Raw genomic sequence first — 14660 nt, 5'->3', positions numbered from 1 at the left:
TCAGGGACAAGCCGGAATTACTTTTCCACGAAGGCGCACCTGGGCTCGGGCCGGAGAGCAGCCAGGACTGAGAACCAGGCGGCAACCGCATATCCAGCCTGCTACGCATGCGCCGACTGCGCGGCAATGCGAGCGAAGGCGCGCGCCATGCATACGGATCGCCCGCCCCACTCCCTGCGCAACCCGCCAACACACTGTTTCATGCCTACGCGTGGGCACCGGCCGGTCGGCGCTGCCCATCCAGGGCCCTGTCATCCAGGTTACAGCCAGGCCACCTCAGATCTTGGGGTTTGCCATGGGAATTCCGCTGTGCGGAATCTTCCGGTTGATCACGCGCCGGCCCGCCTCCTAAGCTGGCTCACAGCAAACAAGGAGGCAAGGCAATGCGTGAACAGACCCCGGCCCGGTGGCGGCCGCCGGCAGCGGCAGGCAGGAGGCAGTGATGGACGTCTTCCTGCAGCAAGTGCTCAATGGACTGACGCTGGGCGGCATCTATGGCCTGGTGGCCCTGGGCCTGACCCTGGTCTACGGCATCCTGCACGTGCCCAATTTCGCGCACGGCGGCTTCTACATGATCGGCGCCTTCGTGGCCTTCCAGGCCATGGTGGCCTGGAGCTGGGGCTACTGGGCCGCCATGCTGGTGGCGGCCGTTGCCGTGGCCGTGCTGGGCATCGCCAGTGAGCGGCTGATCTTCCACCCGCTGCGCAAGGCCTCGCCCCTGCATCCCAAGATCGCCTCCATCGGGCTGCTGCTGTTCCTGGAAGCGGGTGCCCAGGCGCTGTGGGGCGCGGACTTCCAGCGCATGCCCACGCCCTACACCTCCATCGTGGAGATGGGCGGCATCACGGCGCCCGCGCAGCGCCTGCTGATCATCGGCGCGGCCTTTGCGCTGATGGTGGCCCTGCACCTGTTCCTGACGCGCACCATCACGGGCGCGACCATCATCGCCATGGCGCAGAACCGCGAGGGCGCATCCATGGTGGGCATCGACGCCAACCGCGTATCCATGCTGACCTTTGCCATCTCGGGCGTGCTCGCGGCCGTGGCGGCCACGCTGTATGCGCCCATCAACCTGGTCTATCCGGCCATGGGCCACCTGGTCATCACCAAGGCCTTCGTGATCATCATCCTGGGCGGCATGGGCAGCATCCCGGGCGCCGTGCTGGGCGGGCTGATCATCGGCTTTGCCGAGAGCTTCGGCGCCTACTACATCTCCACCGACTACAAGGACATCATCGCCTTCGTGCTGCTGGTGGTGATCCTGTCGCTGCGCCCGCAGGGCCTGTTCGCCAAGAGGAGTCATTGAATGAACGGATTCATCGACTCCCGCGTTGCCTGGGGCCTGCTGCTGGCCGCCGGCATCGCCTTTCCCTGGCTGGCGGGCAACGACTACCACCTCACGGTGATGAGCACGGCCTATATCTTCGCCATTGCCACGCTGGGCTTGAACCTGATCACGGGCTACACGGGCCAGCTCAACCTCGCGCACGCAGGCTTCATGGCCGCGGGTGCCTATACCGTGGGCATCCTCACGGTGGACCATGGCTGGCCGTTCTGGGGCGGGCTGGTGATGTCGGGCGTGGTGTGCGCGGTGCTGGGCTACCTGATCGGCATCGTCTCGCTGCGCCTGAAGGGGCACTACTTCTCGATCTTCACGCTGTGCGTGGGCTACATCATGTTCCTGGTGATCGAAAAGTGGGAGGGCCTGACCCACGGCACGGTGGGCATCATGGGCATCCCCGCGCCCGAGTCCGTCGGCGCACTGAGCTTCGAGTCGCCGCTGGCGCTGTACTACCTGGTGCTGGCCTTTCTGGTGGCCTCGGTCTGGGTGATGCGGCGCATCGTCAAGTCGCTGCTGGGCCGCACCTTCGTCGCCATCCGCAACAGCGACGAGCTGGCCGAGGCGCTGGGCATCAACCTCATGCGCAACAAGGTGCTGGCCTTCATGCTCAGCGTGGTCTACGCGGGCGTGGCCGGCGGCCTGTACGCAGGCTTCGTGCGCTTCATCGGCCCCGACATGGCCGGCGTGCACCACACCTTCGACATGATGATCTTCGCCATGGTGGGCGGCATGGGCACGGTGCTGGGGCCGCTGCTGGGCGCCATCGGCATGCCCTGGATCACGCAGTACCTGCAGTTCCTGCAGGAATACCGCTTCATCGTCTTCGGTCCGATTCTCGTGATGCTGGTGATCTTCATGCCCTACGGCGTGGTGGGCAGCTTCACCGCATGGCGCGCGCGACGCAAAGCCAAGGAGGGCAAGCCGCATGCTCAAGATTGACCATCTGACCAAAACATTCGGTGGACTGGCCGCAGTGAATGATGTCAGCACCGTGATCGAGGAGGGTCGTATCAACGCCATCATCGGCCCCAACGGCGCAGGCAAGACCACGTTCTTCAACCTGATCAGCTGCGTGCACAGGCCCACGTCCGGCACCATCACCTTCAACGGCCAGGACGTGACCTCGCTGCGCACCGACCAGGTGGCGAAACTGGGCGTGGCGCGCACCTTCCAGACCACAGCGCTGTTCGACCGCGCCACGGTGCTGGACAACCTCATCGTGGGCCACCGGCTGCGCACGCGCTCAGGCCTGTGGGACGTGCTGCGCGGCTCCAGCCGCCTGCGCGAGGAAGAGCGCGTGTGCCGCGAAAAGGCGCGCGACGCGCTGGACTTCGTGGGCCTGTCGCATGTGGCCGGCAGCATCGCGGGCGACATCACGCAGGAGGAGCGCAAGCGCGTGGCCTTCGCGCTGGCCCTGGCCACCGACCCGAAGCTGATGCTGCTCGACGAGCCTGCCGGCGGCGTCAACCCCGAGGAGACCGAGGGCCTGGCCGAGCTGATCCGCAAGCTGGTGCGCCATGGCATCACCGTGGCGCTGATCGAGCACAAGATGGGCATGATCATGAGCCTGGCCGACAAGATCCTGGTGCTCAGCTACGGCGAGAAGATCGCCGAGGGCACGCCCGAGGAGATACGCCGCAACCCCGCCGTCATCGATGCCTACCTGGGGAGCGAGCATGCTGAAGTTTGAGAACGTGTCGCTGCGCTACGGCAGCTTCCTGGCGCTGGACGGGGTCAGCCTGCATGCCGACCGCGGCGAGCTGGTGGTGCTGCTGGGCGCCAACGGCGCGGGCAAGAGTTCGCTGTTCCTCACGGCCAGCGGCATCCACAGGGCCGCAGGCGGCTCCATCGTCTGGAATGGCAAGGAACTGGCCGGCAGCAAGCCATCGGCCATCGTGCAGTCCGGCGTGGTGCAGTGCCCCGAGGGCCGCAAGCTGTTTCCCCAGATGTCGGTGCTGCGCAACCTGCAGCTGGGCGCCTACGTGCACCGCCGCGACCCCAGTCCCAGCCAGAAGACGCTGCTGGAGGTGATGGAACTGTTTCCCATCCTGCGCGAGAAGCAGCACGATCCGGCCGGCTCGCTGTCGGGCGGCCAGCAGCAGATGGTGGCCATCGGCCGCGCCATGATGGGCCGGCCCCAGGTGCTGCTGCTGGACGAGCCCTCGCTGGGCCTGGCGCCCCTGGTCATCAAGCAGATGTTCGAGGCCATACAGCGGATCAACGCGGCCGGCACCACCGTGTTGCTGGCCGAGCAGAACGCCTATGCGGCGCTGAAGATCGCGCACCGCGCCTATGTGATGGAAAGCGGCCGCATCGTGCGCGAAGGCAGGCCGGCCGAATTGCTGGCCGATGACTCCATCCGCAAGGCGTACATCGGCGCATGACGCCGCTTCTTGCCTCTACCCAAGCCACCACCACCAACGATCCAAGGAGACAGACATGACAGCATTCGCACCTTTCACCCGCCGCAGGGTGGGCGCGCTGGCCCTGGCCTGCGCCGCCGTGGCCGCTGCCGGCCCCGCGCTGGCGCAGGAGGTGGTCAAGATCGGCTACTCGGGCCCGCTGTCGGGGGGCGCTGCGCAGTACGGCAAAAACGTGCTCGACGGCATGCAGATGGCCGTGTCCGAGATCAATGCCGCCGCACCCGAGATCGGCGGCAAGAAGGTGAAGATCGAGATCGTTCCGCTGGACGACAAGTACAACCCGTCCGAGACCGCCATCAACGCCCAGCGCCTGGTGCAGCAGCACAAGACGGCGGCCATCCTTGTGCCGCACTCGGGCGGCATCTTCGCGCTGCAGACCACCAACGAGCGCAGCAACTTCATCGTGCTGGCCTACAGCTCGGTGCCCCAGATCACCAACCGGGGCAACAAGCTGACCCTGCGCATCCCGCCCGAGTTCACTTCGTACATCGACCCGTTCTCCAAGTACGTCATGGGCCGCTTCGGCAAGAAGGTGGCCCTGGTCGGCGCCGACCATGACTACGCCAAGGCCTGGGTCGCGGCCTTCAAGCCCGGCTGGGAAAAGCTGGGCGGCACCGTGGTGGCAGAGAACGCCATGAGCTACAACCGCGCCACCGACTTCTACAGCGGCGTGAGCAAGGCCCTGGCCGACAAGCCCGACGTGCTCTTCGTGGGCGGCGCCTCCGAGCCCACGGCCCTGGTCGTCAAGCAGGCGCGCGAGCTGGGCTTCAAGGGCGGCTTCGTGGTCATGGACCAGGCCAAGCTCGACGAAATGGCGCGCGTGGTCGGCGGCTATGCGCCGCTGGAAGGCGCCATCGGCGTCATGCCGGTCTCCGAGGACACCAAGCCCGAGAACAAGGCCTTCGTGGAACGCTTCGGCAAGGTCTACCCGGGCCGCATCCCGGGCTCCGAGGCCCAGTGGAACTACACGGCCGTGCACGCCACCGTCAAGGCCATGCAGCTGGCCGGCTCGGCCTCGGACACCAAGGCCATCCACGCCAAGCTCGACGAAGCCTACAAATCCCTGCGCCCCGACGTGAACCCCGGCGGCGTCAAGGGCGTGGATGACCGCGGCGGCACGTTGACCACTGAGCGCGGCGCGGCTGTGCGCGACGGCAAGATCGAGGCGGTAATGACGGTGGGGAGCAGGTAGAGCACCGCGCATTTCTCAAAAGACAAAGCGCACCCAAGGGTGCGCTTTGTCTTGGAGTTGCCCTCAAAGAGGGCTGGCGCCCCCGTCCCAAACCAACGCCTGCCTCGTCATGTGCCGCGAGGCATCAGACACCAGGCAGACCACGGCGCCCTTGAGGTCGTCCTCGCCGCCGATGCGGTGCAGCGGCGCGCGGGCAATGAGCTGGCCGCCTAGCTTGTCGATCGGGCCGTTGGCCAGCTTGCTGCGGAAAAAGCCCTGGTAGATGGAATTGGCGCGGATGCTGTAGTGCACCCATTCCGACGAGGCCAGGGTGCGCGCCAGGTGCACGGCTGCGGCCTTGGAGGTGTTGTAGGCCACGGTGTTCATGCCCGGCGGCGTGCCCTTGAAGGCTGCGACCGAGGCCGTGATGATCATGTTGCCCCGGCCCTTGGGGATCCGACCTCGCGCGTGAGGAAGAAGGGCACGGAGACGTTGAGGTTCACGATCTTGTTCCAAGCCTCGCCCGGGTATTCCTCGGCCTTGGCGCCCCAGGTGGCGCCGGCGTTGTTGACGAGAGTGTCGATGTCGCCGCAGCTCGCCAGCACCTCATCGACCAGGGCGAGGATGGTATCGAATTTCTGCAGATCGTTGGTGAAGGTCTCGACCTGGTAGCCCAGGCCCTGCAGATGGGCGCTGGCCTCGGCCAGCTCGTCGGACTTGCGTGCCGTGATGGCGAGCCTGGCACCCACCTCGCCCTGCACCTCGGCCATCTGCAGGCCCAGGCCGCGCGAGCCTCCGGTAATGAGGGTGGTCTTGCCGGTGAGGTCGAACAGTGCTTTCACGCTCAGGCTGGGTGTCTCCTGTCTTGGTTTCCTGATGGTTGAGCAACGCCCTCCATGCTAGGGTGCCGGGGCGGCGCGCGCTGTCGTCTTGGCTACTGCGCGGGCGCCTGGGGACAGCCGGCCAGGTCCGGTCTGCCGTCAGACGCGGTCTATGTCCTGCTGCAGCCGCCGCACCATGCGCTGCAGCGCAGGCACGCCGTCCTGGCGCAGCGCATCGGCCGTGACGAAGCGCGAAGGCCCGCCCAGGCTGACGGCCATCAGCGGCAGGCCGCGCCCCGGCGAGAAGGCCAGGGCAATGGCGTTGACCTCGGGCTGCCAGTCGCCGAACGAGCACGACAGCCAGGGCTGGGGCTGGTTGCCGGCCTCGGGCCACAGCGGCAGCTGGGCCTGGGCCGCGGCCCATTGCTCCGGGGCGTGCGATTGCAGATAGTCCAGCGCGCGCTGGCGCTCGGATGCGGGGCTGGCGGCCAGCCAGGCTCGGCCCACGGCCGTGGTGGCCAGGGGGATGCGCGAGCCCATGTCCAGGTCGCGGTGCATGAAGCGCGCGCTGGGGCAGTGCTCGATGTAGACCATGTTGTGCCGGTCGCGTGCGGCCAGGGCCACCTCGGCATCGGTGGTGGCGGCCAGCTTTTGCATCAGCGGGCGTGCGATCTGGCGCACGTCCAGGCGCGAGAGCATGGCGCTGCCCAGGGCCAGCGTGGCTGTGCCCAGGCGGTATTTGCCCTCTTCGGGCACATGGATGAGGTAGCCCAGCGTGGTCAGCGTGTGCGTGAGGCGCGAGACCGTGGACCTGGGCAGTCCGCAGCGCCTGGCGATGTCCTGGTTACCAAGCAGCTTCTCGCCAGAGCGAAAGCAGGACAGCACGTCCAGCCCGCGTGCCAGCGCGACGATGAAGCTGCGGCCATCGTCGCTTGGCGAAGCCGAAGGGAGAGGCTTGGGTGGCATGGGCCGATTATCGGCAGCCTCCCCTCCGCAGGGTGTCGTGAGCTTTACTTCTCGACGAAGGCGCGCTCAATGACGAAGTCGCCGGGCGTGGTGGTGTTGCCTTCCTTGAAGCCGCGCTTTTCCAGCAGTTCCTTGAGCTCGGACAGCATGGCAGGGCTTCCGCAGAGCATGACGCGATCGGTCTCGGGATTCAGATCGGGCAGACCCAGGTTTTGCGGGAAGGTGCCGTTGTTGATCTGGGCCGAGATACGGCCCTGGTTGCGGAAGGGCTCGCGTGTCACCGTGGGGTAGTAGTGCAGCTTGCCCTTGACGATATCGCCGAGGAATTCATGCTCGGGCAATTCCTTCTCGAACAGCTCCTGATAGGCCAGCTCCTGCACCTGACGCACGCCATGCACCACGACCACGTTGTCGAAACGCTCATAGGTCTCGGGGTCTCGCGCCACGGCCAGCCAGGGAGCCAGGCCGGTGCCCGTGCCGATCAGATACAGATTCTTGCCGGGCAGCAGATAGTCGATCAGCAGCGTGCCTGTGGGCTTCTTGCCCACGATGATGGTGTCACCCACCTGGATGTTCTGCAGCTTGGAGGTCAAAGGGCCTTCGGGTACCTTGATGGACAGGAACTCCAGATGCTCTTCGTAGTTGGGGCTGGCGATGGAGTAGGCGCGCAGCAGGTTCTTGCCATCCACCTTCAGGCCGATCATGGTGAAATGGCCGTTGGAAAAGCGCAGCGATGTGTCGCGGGTGGTGGTGAAGGAGAAAAGACGGTCGGTCCAGTGGTGGACGGACAGCACGCGTTCTTCAAGAAAAGCACTCATGATTCGTCTGAAATAAAAACTCTAAGCAGAAAACCTGCGCGGCAAATGCTGGGCGGTGGCGGGGCACTGCAGGTCAGGGCTGCTAGCGCGTTGGCTGCCGGTTGCCAAGCGGGACAAGACCTATATTGTCCGGCAATTGCATAGAAACGGGTGAATCACCCATCAATGTCTTGAGATCGAATAGTGATAAGCAGAATGAAGCGCTCCGATACCACCCGATCGCCGAAAAACTGGCTGGCCCTTCTTGACTCAGGGAAAACGCTGTTCTAGGATCAGCCTTCACGCGCTTTGAACAAGCGCTTTATTTGTCTATATAAATACTCAAACTGAGCATTATTGGTGGCAGCGACCTTGTGTCCCGGACCGTGGTCGTCCACCGAGCATCGAGGAGAATGACAATGCAGCTGCGCTGGTCCCTGCCCCTGCTGACACTGGCCGCCCTGCCCGCCTGGGCACAGGGCGTGATCAAGATTGGCGAAATCAACAGCTACAAGGCTCAACCCGCGTTTCTGGAGCCCTACAAGAAGGGCATGGAGCTGGCGGTGGAGCAGGTCAATGCCGCAGGCGGCATTGCCGGCAAGAAGCTGCAGCTCATCGTGCGCGACGACAACGCCACGCCGGGCGATGCTGTGCGTGCCGCCGAAGAGCTCTACACGCGCGAAAAGATCGATGTGCTCACGGGCAGTTTTCTCTCGCATGTGGGCCTGGCACTGACCGATTACGCCAAGCAGAAAAAGCGCTTTTTCCTCGCCTCCGAGCCGCTGACCGACAAAATCGTCTGGGCCGACGGCAATCACTACACCTACCGTCTGCGCGGCTCCACCTATATGCAGACCGCCATGCTGGTGGAGGAAGCACTCAAGCTCAAGAAGAAGCGCTGGGCCATCGTCTACCCCAACTACGAATACGGCCAGTCCGCTGTTGCCACCTTCAAGACGCTGATGAAGGCCAGGCAGCCCGATATCGAGTTTGTGGTCGAGCAGGCACCTGCGCTGGGCAAGATCGACGCCGGCTCCGTCGTGCAGGCGCTTGCTGACGCCAAGCCCGATGCCATCTTCAACGTGCTGTTCGCCACCGACCTGGGCAAGTTCGTGCGCGAAGGCAATACACGCGGCCTGTTCAAGGGCCGTGAAGTCGTGGGCCTGCTGACGGCAGAGCCCGAATACCTGGATCCGCTCAAGAAGGAAGCGCCTATCGGATGGACCGTGACCGGCTACCCCTGGTATTCCATCAACACCCCCGAGCATGCTGCCTTCCTCAAGGCCTATCAGGCCAGGTTCAAGGACTACCCGCGCCTGGGCACCATCGTGGGCTACAACGCCATACAGTCGATTGCCGCAGGCCTGCGCAAGACCAAGGGTGACCCCGACACCGAAAAGCTGATTGCGGCCTTCAAGGGCCTGGAAGTCTCCACGCCTTTCGGCCCCATCACCTACCGGGCACAGGACAACCAGTCCACCATGGGCGCCTATATCGGCAAGACCGCCTATGACGAGAAGCTGGGACGCGGCGTGCTGGTCAACTACCACTATGCCGACGGCAAGAACTACCAGCCCACGGACGAGGAAGTGAAGAAGCTGCGCCCCGCGACTGCGAACTGATTCCGCTTCGGCGAAAATGCCAGGCCACCTGCACTGCAGCAGGTGGCTTTTTCATCTCCGAAAACACTATGTCGAGCTTCAGGAGCTACGCAGCATGAGTGCATCCGGCCTGCTGGCCCAGTTGCTCAACGGACTGGCCAGCGCATCGTCGCTGTTTCTGGTTTCGGTCGGGCTGTCGCTGATCTTCGGTGTCACCCGCACCATCAACTTCGCCCATGGCTCGTTCTACATGCTGGGCGCCTTCATCGCCTACAGCAGCGTGGACCGGCTTTCGCCCCATATCGGTTTCTGGCCCGCGCTGCTGCTGGCTCCGCTGGCCTGCGGCGCACTGGGGGCACTGACCGAGACACTGCTTCTGCGCCGCATCTACAAGGCGCCCGAGCTATTCCAGCTCCTGGCCACGTTTGCGCTGGTACTGGTCATCAAGGATGCGGCGCTATGGCTGTGGGGCCCCGAGGAACTGTTCGGCCCGCGTGCCGCAGGGCTTGAAGGCTCGGTGGAGATTCTGGGCCGCCAGTTCCCCACTTACGATCTGTTCTTGATAGCTGTCGGCCCTTGCGTCCTCCTGGGCCTGACGCTTTTACTGACCAGAACCCGCTTTGGCACCCTGGTGCGTGCCGCCACGCAGGACCGCGAAATGGTGGGCGCCCTGGGCGTCAACCAGGCCTGGCTGTTCACCGCCGTCTTCGCATTGGGTACGCTGCTGGCAGGCCTGGGCGGCGCGCTGCAGCTGCCGCGCGAGCCCGCCAGCCTAGAGATGGACATGCTCACCATTGGCGCCGCATTTGTGGTGGTCGTGGTCGGCGGCATGGGCAGCATACCGGGCGCCTTCATGGCCGCATTGCTGGTGGCGGAGCTCAAGGCCGTCTGCATCTGGCTGGGCGTGCAGGAGATCGCGGGCTTCGAGCTGTCGTTCTCCAAGCTCACCCTGGTGGTGGAGTTCCTGGTCATGGCCGTGGTGCTGATCTGGCGGCCCTGGGGCCTTCTGGGCAAGCCCCAGGCACTGGCACGCAACGCTGGCGAGCCCGAGCAGCCATTGCGCCGCTCGGGGCGCGGCGCAACGGCCGCATGGCTGGGCCTGCTCGGCGCGCTGGTGCTGCTGCCGCTCGCGGCAGGCGCCGCCGAAGGCGGCAGCTATGCCACCGTGCTGCTGGCCGATATCTTTGTCGCGGCCCTGTTTGCGAGCAGCCTGCACTTCATACTCGGACCTGGCGGCATGCACTCCTTCGGCCACGCGGCCTACTTCGGCCTCGGTGCCTACGGTGCGGCCCTGCTGGTGCGCGCGCTGGATCTTCCCATGGAAGCCGCACTGCTGCTCGGTCCTCTGGTCGCGGCTGCCGGCGCCCTGCTCTATGGCTGGTTCTGCGTGCGGCTGTCGGGCGTCTATCTGACCATGCTGACGCTGGCGTTTGCGCAGATCAGCTGGGCCATCGTCTTTCAGTGGGATGACTTCACCGGCGGCAGCAATGGCCTGACCGGCGTCTGGCCCCCTGAATGGGCATCGCAGGGCCCGGCGTTCTACTGGCTGGCTCTGGGCATCTGCGCACTGGGCATCTATCTGCTGCGTCGCCTGCTGTTTTCTCCTCTGGGCTATGCGCTGCGCGCATCGCGCGACTCGGCGCTGCGGGCCGATGCGATCGGCATCGACGTGCGCCGCGTGCAGTGGATGGCATTCGTGATCGCCGGGCTGTTTGCCGGCCTGGCCGGAGCCCTGTTTGCCTTCAGCAAGGGCGGTGTTGCCCCCGACGCCATGTCGGTCACCAAATCGGTGGATGCGCTGGTGATGGTGCTGCTGGGCGGCGTGCAGACACTGGCCGGCCCCGTGGTGGGCGCGGCAGCCTTTACCTGGCTGCACGACACCGTGGCACGCAACACCGAATACTGGCGCGCGCTGATGGGGGCGACCATGCTGATTCTGGTGCTGCTGGCTCCGCAGGGCATTGCAGGCTATGCGCAGCTGCTGTGGTCGCGCGTGAGCGCCAAGGACAAAGCAGGAACAAGGACATGAAGCTGCTGCAGGTACAGAACGTCAGCAAGGCCTTTGGCGGCGTGAAGGCCGTGCAGCAGGTCTCATTCGATCTGCAGGCAGGCGAGCTGCTGGCCCTGATCGGCCCCAACGGCGCCGGCAAGAGCACCACCTTCAATATGGTCGGCGGCCAGTTGCTGCCCGACAGCGGCCAGGTGCTGCTCAATGGCCAGAGCATCACCGGCCTGCCGCCGCGCGCCATCTGGCGCAAGGGCGTGGGACGCACCTTCCAGATTGCACAGACTTTTGCCTCGCTCAGCGTGGTGGAAAACGTGCAGATGACTCTGCTGTCGGCCGATCGCAGGATCTTCAGCTGGTGGCCGCGTGCCGCCAGCCACCGGCGTTCCGACGCCCTGGCCCTGCTGGAGCAGGTGGGCATGGCAGCTCAGGCCGATCGCCCCTGCAGCGCCCTGGCCTATGGCGATGTGAAACGAGTGGAGCTGGCCATGGCGCTGGCCCATGATCCGCTGCTGCTGCTCATGGACGAGCCCACTGCCGGCATGGCCCCGGGCGAGCGTGTCGCGCTGATGCAGCTGACGCGCCAGCTGGCGCAGCAGCGCCGCATGGGCGTGCTGTTTACCGAGCACAGCATGGACGTGGTCTTCGGTCAGGCCGACCGTGTGGCCGTGCTGGTGCGCGGCCAGCTGCTGGCCGAAGGCAGGCCGCAAGCCATCCGCGACGACGCGCGCGTGCAGCAGGCCTACCTCGGTACCGGCCTCGTTCTTGAAAAACAGCAATGAATCAAATGCATAGCAACCAGCGCTTGATGGATAAGGGACAGAGCCCGAAATTGCTTGAAGTACAGAGCCTCAACGCCTGGTATGGCGCGGCCCATATCCTGCATCAGGTATCGCTGGCCGTGGGACGCGGCGAGGTCGTGGCGCTGATGGGGCGCAATGGCGCGGGCAAGTCCACCACGCTCAAAAGCATTGCCGCCCTGGTTCCGCGCCGGGAGGGCAGCATTCGCTTCATGGGTGAGGCGATGGAAAAAAAGGCCTCGCACCAGATCGCGCAGCGCGGCCTGGGCTATGTACCGGAGGATCGCCGCATCTTCACCGAACTGACGGTGCTGGAGAACCTCGAGGTCGGCAAGCAAAAGCCTCGCCGCTGGCCCGATGGCCAGGCCGTTCCGCACTGGACGCCCGAAAAACTGTTTACGCTTTTCCCCAACCTGGGCGAGATGCCTGACCGCCTGGGCGGGCGCATGAGCGGTGGCGAGCAGCAGATGCTGAGCGTGGCCCGCACGCTGATGGGCCAGCCCTGTCTGGTGCTGCTGGACGAGCCCTCCGAGGGGGTTGCTCCGCTGATCGTCGAGCAGATGGCACGCACGATTCTCGAACTCAAGGCGCAGGGCATAGGCATCTTGCTCAGCGAGCAGAACCTGCCATTTGCCGAGGTCGTGGCCGACCGTGCCTATGTGCTGGAAAAAGGCCAGATCGTGCACACAGCCAGCATGGTCGAGCTGGCTGGCGACAAGGCCGTGCGCCAGCAATATCTGGGCGTGTAGAGTCCGGGCCTAGTGCAAGGACAGCAAGGGCGTCAGCGGGCGCAGGCGGGATGAGTGCAGCAGCTGGCCGGGCAGCAGGTAGCGCCCGCCGAGCACCGGCAGCTCCACCTTGGTGAACACCACCCCGAGATCCATACCGCCTTGCTGCCAGGCCTGCCAGACCAGCGTGGTGCAATACAGAGCCTCCGCGTCTCCCTGTAGCTGAAACGGCTTGCCCTGCTGCGCCATGGCCCAGGCCACGGCCCGCTCACGTGTGTCGGGGTCGGAAGCGACCTGATACAGGCGATAGGCCTGGGCGCGCCGAGCGTCCAGAAAAAAATCCAGCGAATCCAGCACCACGGCATCCGCCTGACCCGGGCGCTCGGACGGTGTGGCATGCAACACCTGCCACTGACCGGGCCGTCCCACCAGCATGCCCACATGGCTGAAGTCACCACGGTCCACGGCTTGCACCAGGTGGCTGACGTTTTCCGTCCCCCGGCGAAAGATCAGATCGCCAGGAGCAGCCTGCGGCGGCAATGGCGGCATTGCAAAAGCCAGGCCATCACAGCAGGCCCACACAGCGATCACAGCGGCCATTGTCAGCCGCGCAAGCATCACAGCAGCACTTTCCAGACGCCTTCTTCCTGGACCAGATTGATGCGCTCGCGGCGGGTGCTGCCATTGCGATAGCTGACCAGCACCCTGAGCTTGATGACCTGCTCCTCCTCGGAAACTTTTCTTTCCACCACTTCCACCTTGGCCAGGCCGCCCTTGGAGTCGATCATTCCCTTAGCGCCTGTCAACATGCGGCGCAGCTTTTGCTCAAAACTCGCCAGTTGCCCGCTGGAAATATTGCGTGCCGAGATCAGGGCAATGCAGGTGTCGAAATCACCGGCCGCCATCAGCGCGTAAAAGCGCTGGATCAGCTCGTCCTGGCTTTGTTCAGGAGTGGTCGTGGCACAAGCCGACAAGCCCAGGGCCAGGGGCAGCGAAAAGGAGAAATGCAGACAGCAGCGGCGGGAAAGGGAGACAGAAGCAGACACGGACCGGGTACAGCAAAAACAAGGAAGGCCGCAGTGTAGTCGCCACGGCGGCCCTGCTCTTGCGTGCTGTCACGCGCACCGGCTTATTCGACCACCACCGGGCTGAACTCCGGTGGCGCGCCGAAATAGGCGCGCGGCGACGCAGGCTGCGCGCCATCGATGTCCTGAACGCCATACTGGCTGGCCAGTTCGGCCGTATAGAACACGCCGCCAGAGCGCTTTTCCAGGCAGTCGGCATCGCCATGCAAGGCCAGTACCACCCGGCCTATGAATTGCGGCGTTTCGGCGCTGTCGAAGCTATCGCCGTACTTGTCGGGTTCGGCCGCGCAGACGCGTTCGGAACGTTCGGTCCTGACCAGTCCGGGCCAGAGCGAAACCACACTCACGCCAGCAGGCTTGAAATCGTGGGCCATGTCGAAGCTCATCTTGTCCGTGCCGGCCTTGCCCGCTCCATAGGCCGGCCCATGCATATAGCAGCGACTGCCTGCCGACGAGATATTGACCACCAGGCCGCGCGCAGCGATCAGCAGGCCGGCCGCGAAATGGCTGGCCACGTAGGTGGAGCGCAGTCCCACATCGAGCAGTCCGGTCATCTCCAGCGGCTTTTGCCAGAACGGGCCGGGCACGGTCAGCGGATCGGGAATCGCAATCGCACAATTGACCAGAATGTCGAGCCGGCCATGCTCGCGACGCACGCGCTCGAACAGCGCTGCCACCTGAACATCGTCTCCATGGTCACAGGCCACGGCAATGCCGTTGCCGCCGGCAGCCGTCACATCGGCAGCCGTCCTTCCCACCGTGCCGGGCAAGGGCGAGTCGCCCTCCTTCACGCTGCGCCCGGTGACATAGACGGTGGCCCCCGCCGCGCCCAGCGCCAGCGCCACGCCACGGCCCACGCCACGGCTGGCCCCCGTCACCACGCATACCAAAGCCTGGTTCATGCTCTTTCCTTTGTGTCTT

The 14660-nt window shown here is 65.1% G+C and carries 14 protein-coding genes and 1 pseudogene; 9 read left to right on the top strand and 6 right to left on the bottom strand.

Going from position 1 to position 14660, the window contains the following annotated elements:
• Nucleotides 1–442: 442 nt before the first annotated feature.
• From CTR2_RS01125 to CTR2_RS01105, 5 genes are read left to right on the top strand one after another with little or no spacing between them, the layout of a single operon-like run.
• Entirely contained in the window at nt 443–1306 is an 864-nt protein-coding gene (locus tag CTR2_RS01125; RefSeq protein WP_087085767.1) for a branched-chain amino acid ABC transporter permease, read from the top strand.
• Nucleotides 1307–2281 carry a branched-chain amino acid ABC transporter permease gene (locus CTR2_RS01120; protein WP_087085416.1) on the top strand — a complete coding sequence of 325 codons (975 nt, stop codon included), beginning with the start codon at nt 1307–1309 and terminating at the stop codon, nt 2279–2281.
• Nucleotides 2268–3032 carry an ABC transporter ATP-binding protein gene (locus CTR2_RS01115; RefSeq protein WP_087085768.1) on the top strand — a complete coding sequence of 255 codons (765 nt, stop codon included), beginning with the start codon at nt 2268–2270 and terminating at the stop codon, nt 3030–3032. The genes CTR2_RS01120 and CTR2_RS01115 overlap by 14 nt, the downstream gene beginning before the upstream one ends.
• Entirely contained in the window at nt 3019–3726 is a 708-nt protein-coding gene (locus CTR2_RS01110; RefSeq protein WP_087085417.1) for an ABC transporter ATP-binding protein, read from the top strand. The genes CTR2_RS01115 and CTR2_RS01110 overlap by 14 nt, the downstream gene beginning before the upstream one ends.
• A 55-nt stretch (nt 3727–3781) precedes the next feature.
• Nucleotides 3782–4957, top strand: coding sequence for an ABC transporter substrate-binding protein (locus tag CTR2_RS01105; RefSeq protein ID WP_087085418.1), 1176 nt, complete (start codon nt 3782–3784; stop codon nt 4955–4957).
• A 63-nt stretch (nt 4958–5020) separates the two neighbouring features.
• On the opposite strand, the pseudogene CTR2_RS01100 reads toward CTR2_RS01105, so the two are convergent.
• From CTR2_RS01100 to CTR2_RS01090, 3 genes and pseudogenes are all read right to left on the bottom strand, one after another.
• Nucleotides 5021–5784, bottom strand: a pseudogene (locus CTR2_RS01100) (SDR family NAD(P)-dependent oxidoreductase).
• Nucleotides 5785–5916: 132 nt separating this feature from the next.
• Nucleotides 5917–6723, bottom strand: coding sequence for an IclR family transcriptional regulator (locus CTR2_RS01095; protein ID WP_087085419.1), 807 nt, complete (start codon nt 6721–6723; stop codon nt 5917–5919).
• Between the two features lie 44 nt (nt 6724–6767).
• A complete protein-coding gene (locus tag CTR2_RS01090; RefSeq protein WP_003059561.1) occupies nt 6768–7541 on the bottom strand; it encodes a ferredoxin--NADP reductase in 774 nt (257 codons plus the stop codon).
• Nucleotides 7542–7939: 398 nt separating this feature from the next.
• Between CTR2_RS01090 and CTR2_RS01085 the strand changes: the two genes are divergently transcribed.
• The 4 genes from CTR2_RS01085 (at nt 7940) to CTR2_RS01070 (ending at nt 12675) form a co-directional block, all read left to right on the top strand.
• On the top strand, nt 7940–9142 hold the full coding sequence (locus tag CTR2_RS01085) for an ABC transporter substrate-binding protein (protein WP_087085420.1): 1203 nt from the start codon (nt 7940–7942) through the stop codon (nt 9140–9142).
• Between the two features lie 94 nt (nt 9143–9236).
• The gene (locus CTR2_RS01080) at nt 9237–11150 is read left to right on the top strand and encodes an ABC transporter permease (protein WP_087085421.1); all 1914 of its coding nucleotides are present in this window, start codon (nt 9237–9239) and stop codon (nt 11148–11150) included.
• Nucleotides 11147–11908: an ABC transporter ATP-binding protein gene (locus tag CTR2_RS01075; RefSeq protein WP_087085422.1), complete on the top strand. Its 762-nt coding sequence runs from the start codon at nt 11147–11149 to the stop codon at nt 11906–11908. The genes CTR2_RS01080 and CTR2_RS01075 overlap by 4 nt, the downstream gene beginning before the upstream one ends.
• Nucleotides 11905–12675, top strand: coding sequence for an ABC transporter ATP-binding protein (locus CTR2_RS01070; RefSeq protein WP_087085423.1), 771 nt, complete (start codon nt 11905–11907; stop codon nt 12673–12675). The genes CTR2_RS01075 and CTR2_RS01070 overlap by 4 nt, the downstream gene beginning before the upstream one ends.
• A 9-nt stretch (nt 12676–12684) precedes the next feature.
• On the opposite strand, the gene CTR2_RS01065 is transcribed toward CTR2_RS01070, so the two are convergent.
• From CTR2_RS01065 to CTR2_RS01055, 3 genes are all read right to left on the bottom strand, one after another.
• Nucleotides 12685–13203 (bottom strand): YiiX/YebB-like N1pC/P60 family cysteine hydrolase, encoded by a 519-nt coding sequence (locus CTR2_RS01065; RefSeq protein ID WP_254913477.1) that lies wholly within the window; start codon nt 13201–13203, stop codon nt 12685–12687.
• A 68-nt stretch (nt 13204–13271) separates the two neighbouring features.
• On the bottom strand, nt 13272–13700 hold the full coding sequence (locus tag CTR2_RS01060; RefSeq protein WP_087085425.1) for a DUF4878 domain-containing protein: 429 nt from the start codon (nt 13698–13700) through the stop codon (nt 13272–13274).
• A gap of 83 nt (nt 13701–13783) precedes the next feature.
• Entirely contained in the window at nt 13784–14641 is an 858-nt protein-coding gene (locus CTR2_RS01055; RefSeq protein WP_087085426.1) for an SDR family NAD(P)-dependent oxidoreductase, read from the bottom strand.
• Nucleotides 14642–14660 lie beyond the last annotated feature (19 nt).

Origin of the sequence: Comamonas thiooxydans (assembly GCF_002157685.2) — a bacterium.
Classification (GTDB): Bacteria; Pseudomonadota; Gammaproteobacteria; order Burkholderiales; family Burkholderiaceae_C; genus Comamonas; species Comamonas testosteroni_H.
Note: the sequence above shows the minus strand (reverse complement) of the source record. Positions and strands in the feature narration are given on the sequence as shown.

Coding starts and splice junctions, on each gene's coding strand:
- CTR2_RS01125 (WP_087085767.1), top strand. CDS start 443: ATGGACGTCTTCCTGCAGCAAGTGCTCAATGGACTGACGCTGGGCGGC.
- CTR2_RS01120 (WP_087085416.1), top strand. CDS start 1,307: ATGAACGGATTCATCGACTCCCGCGTTGCCTGGGGCCTGCTGCTGGCC.
- CTR2_RS01115 (WP_087085768.1), top strand. CDS start 2,268: ATGCTCAAGATTGACCATCTGACCAAAACATTCGGTGGACTGGCCGCA.
- CTR2_RS01110 (WP_087085417.1), top strand. CDS start 3,019: ATGCTGAAGTTTGAGAACGTGTCGCTGCGCTACGGCAGCTTCCTGGCG.
- CTR2_RS01105 (WP_087085418.1), top strand. CDS start 3,782: ATGACAGCATTCGCACCTTTCACCCGCCGCAGGGTGGGCGCGCTGGCC.
- CTR2_RS01095 (WP_087085419.1), bottom strand. CDS start 6,723: ATGCCACCCAAGCCTCTCCCTTCGGCTTCGCCAAGCGACGATGGCCGC.
- CTR2_RS01090 (WP_003059561.1), bottom strand. CDS start 7,541: ATGAGTGCTTTTCTTGAAGAACGCGTGCTGTCCGTCCACCACTGGACC.
- CTR2_RS01085 (WP_087085420.1), top strand. CDS start 7,940: ATGCAGCTGCGCTGGTCCCTGCCCCTGCTGACACTGGCCGCCCTGCCC.
- CTR2_RS01080 (WP_087085421.1), top strand. CDS start 9,237: ATGAGTGCATCCGGCCTGCTGGCCCAGTTGCTCAACGGACTGGCCAGC.
- CTR2_RS01075 (WP_087085422.1), top strand. CDS start 11,147: ATGAAGCTGCTGCAGGTACAGAACGTCAGCAAGGCCTTTGGCGGCGTG.
- CTR2_RS01070 (WP_087085423.1), top strand. CDS start 11,905: ATGAATCAAATGCATAGCAACCAGCGCTTGATGGATAAGGGACAGAGC.
- CTR2_RS01065 (WP_254913477.1), bottom strand. CDS start 13,203: ATGCCGCCATTGCCGCCGCAGGCTGCTCCTGGCGATCTGATCTTTCGC.
- CTR2_RS01055 (WP_087085426.1), bottom strand. CDS start 14,641: ATGAACCAGGCTTTGGTATGCGTGGTGACGGGGGCCAGCCGTGGCGTG.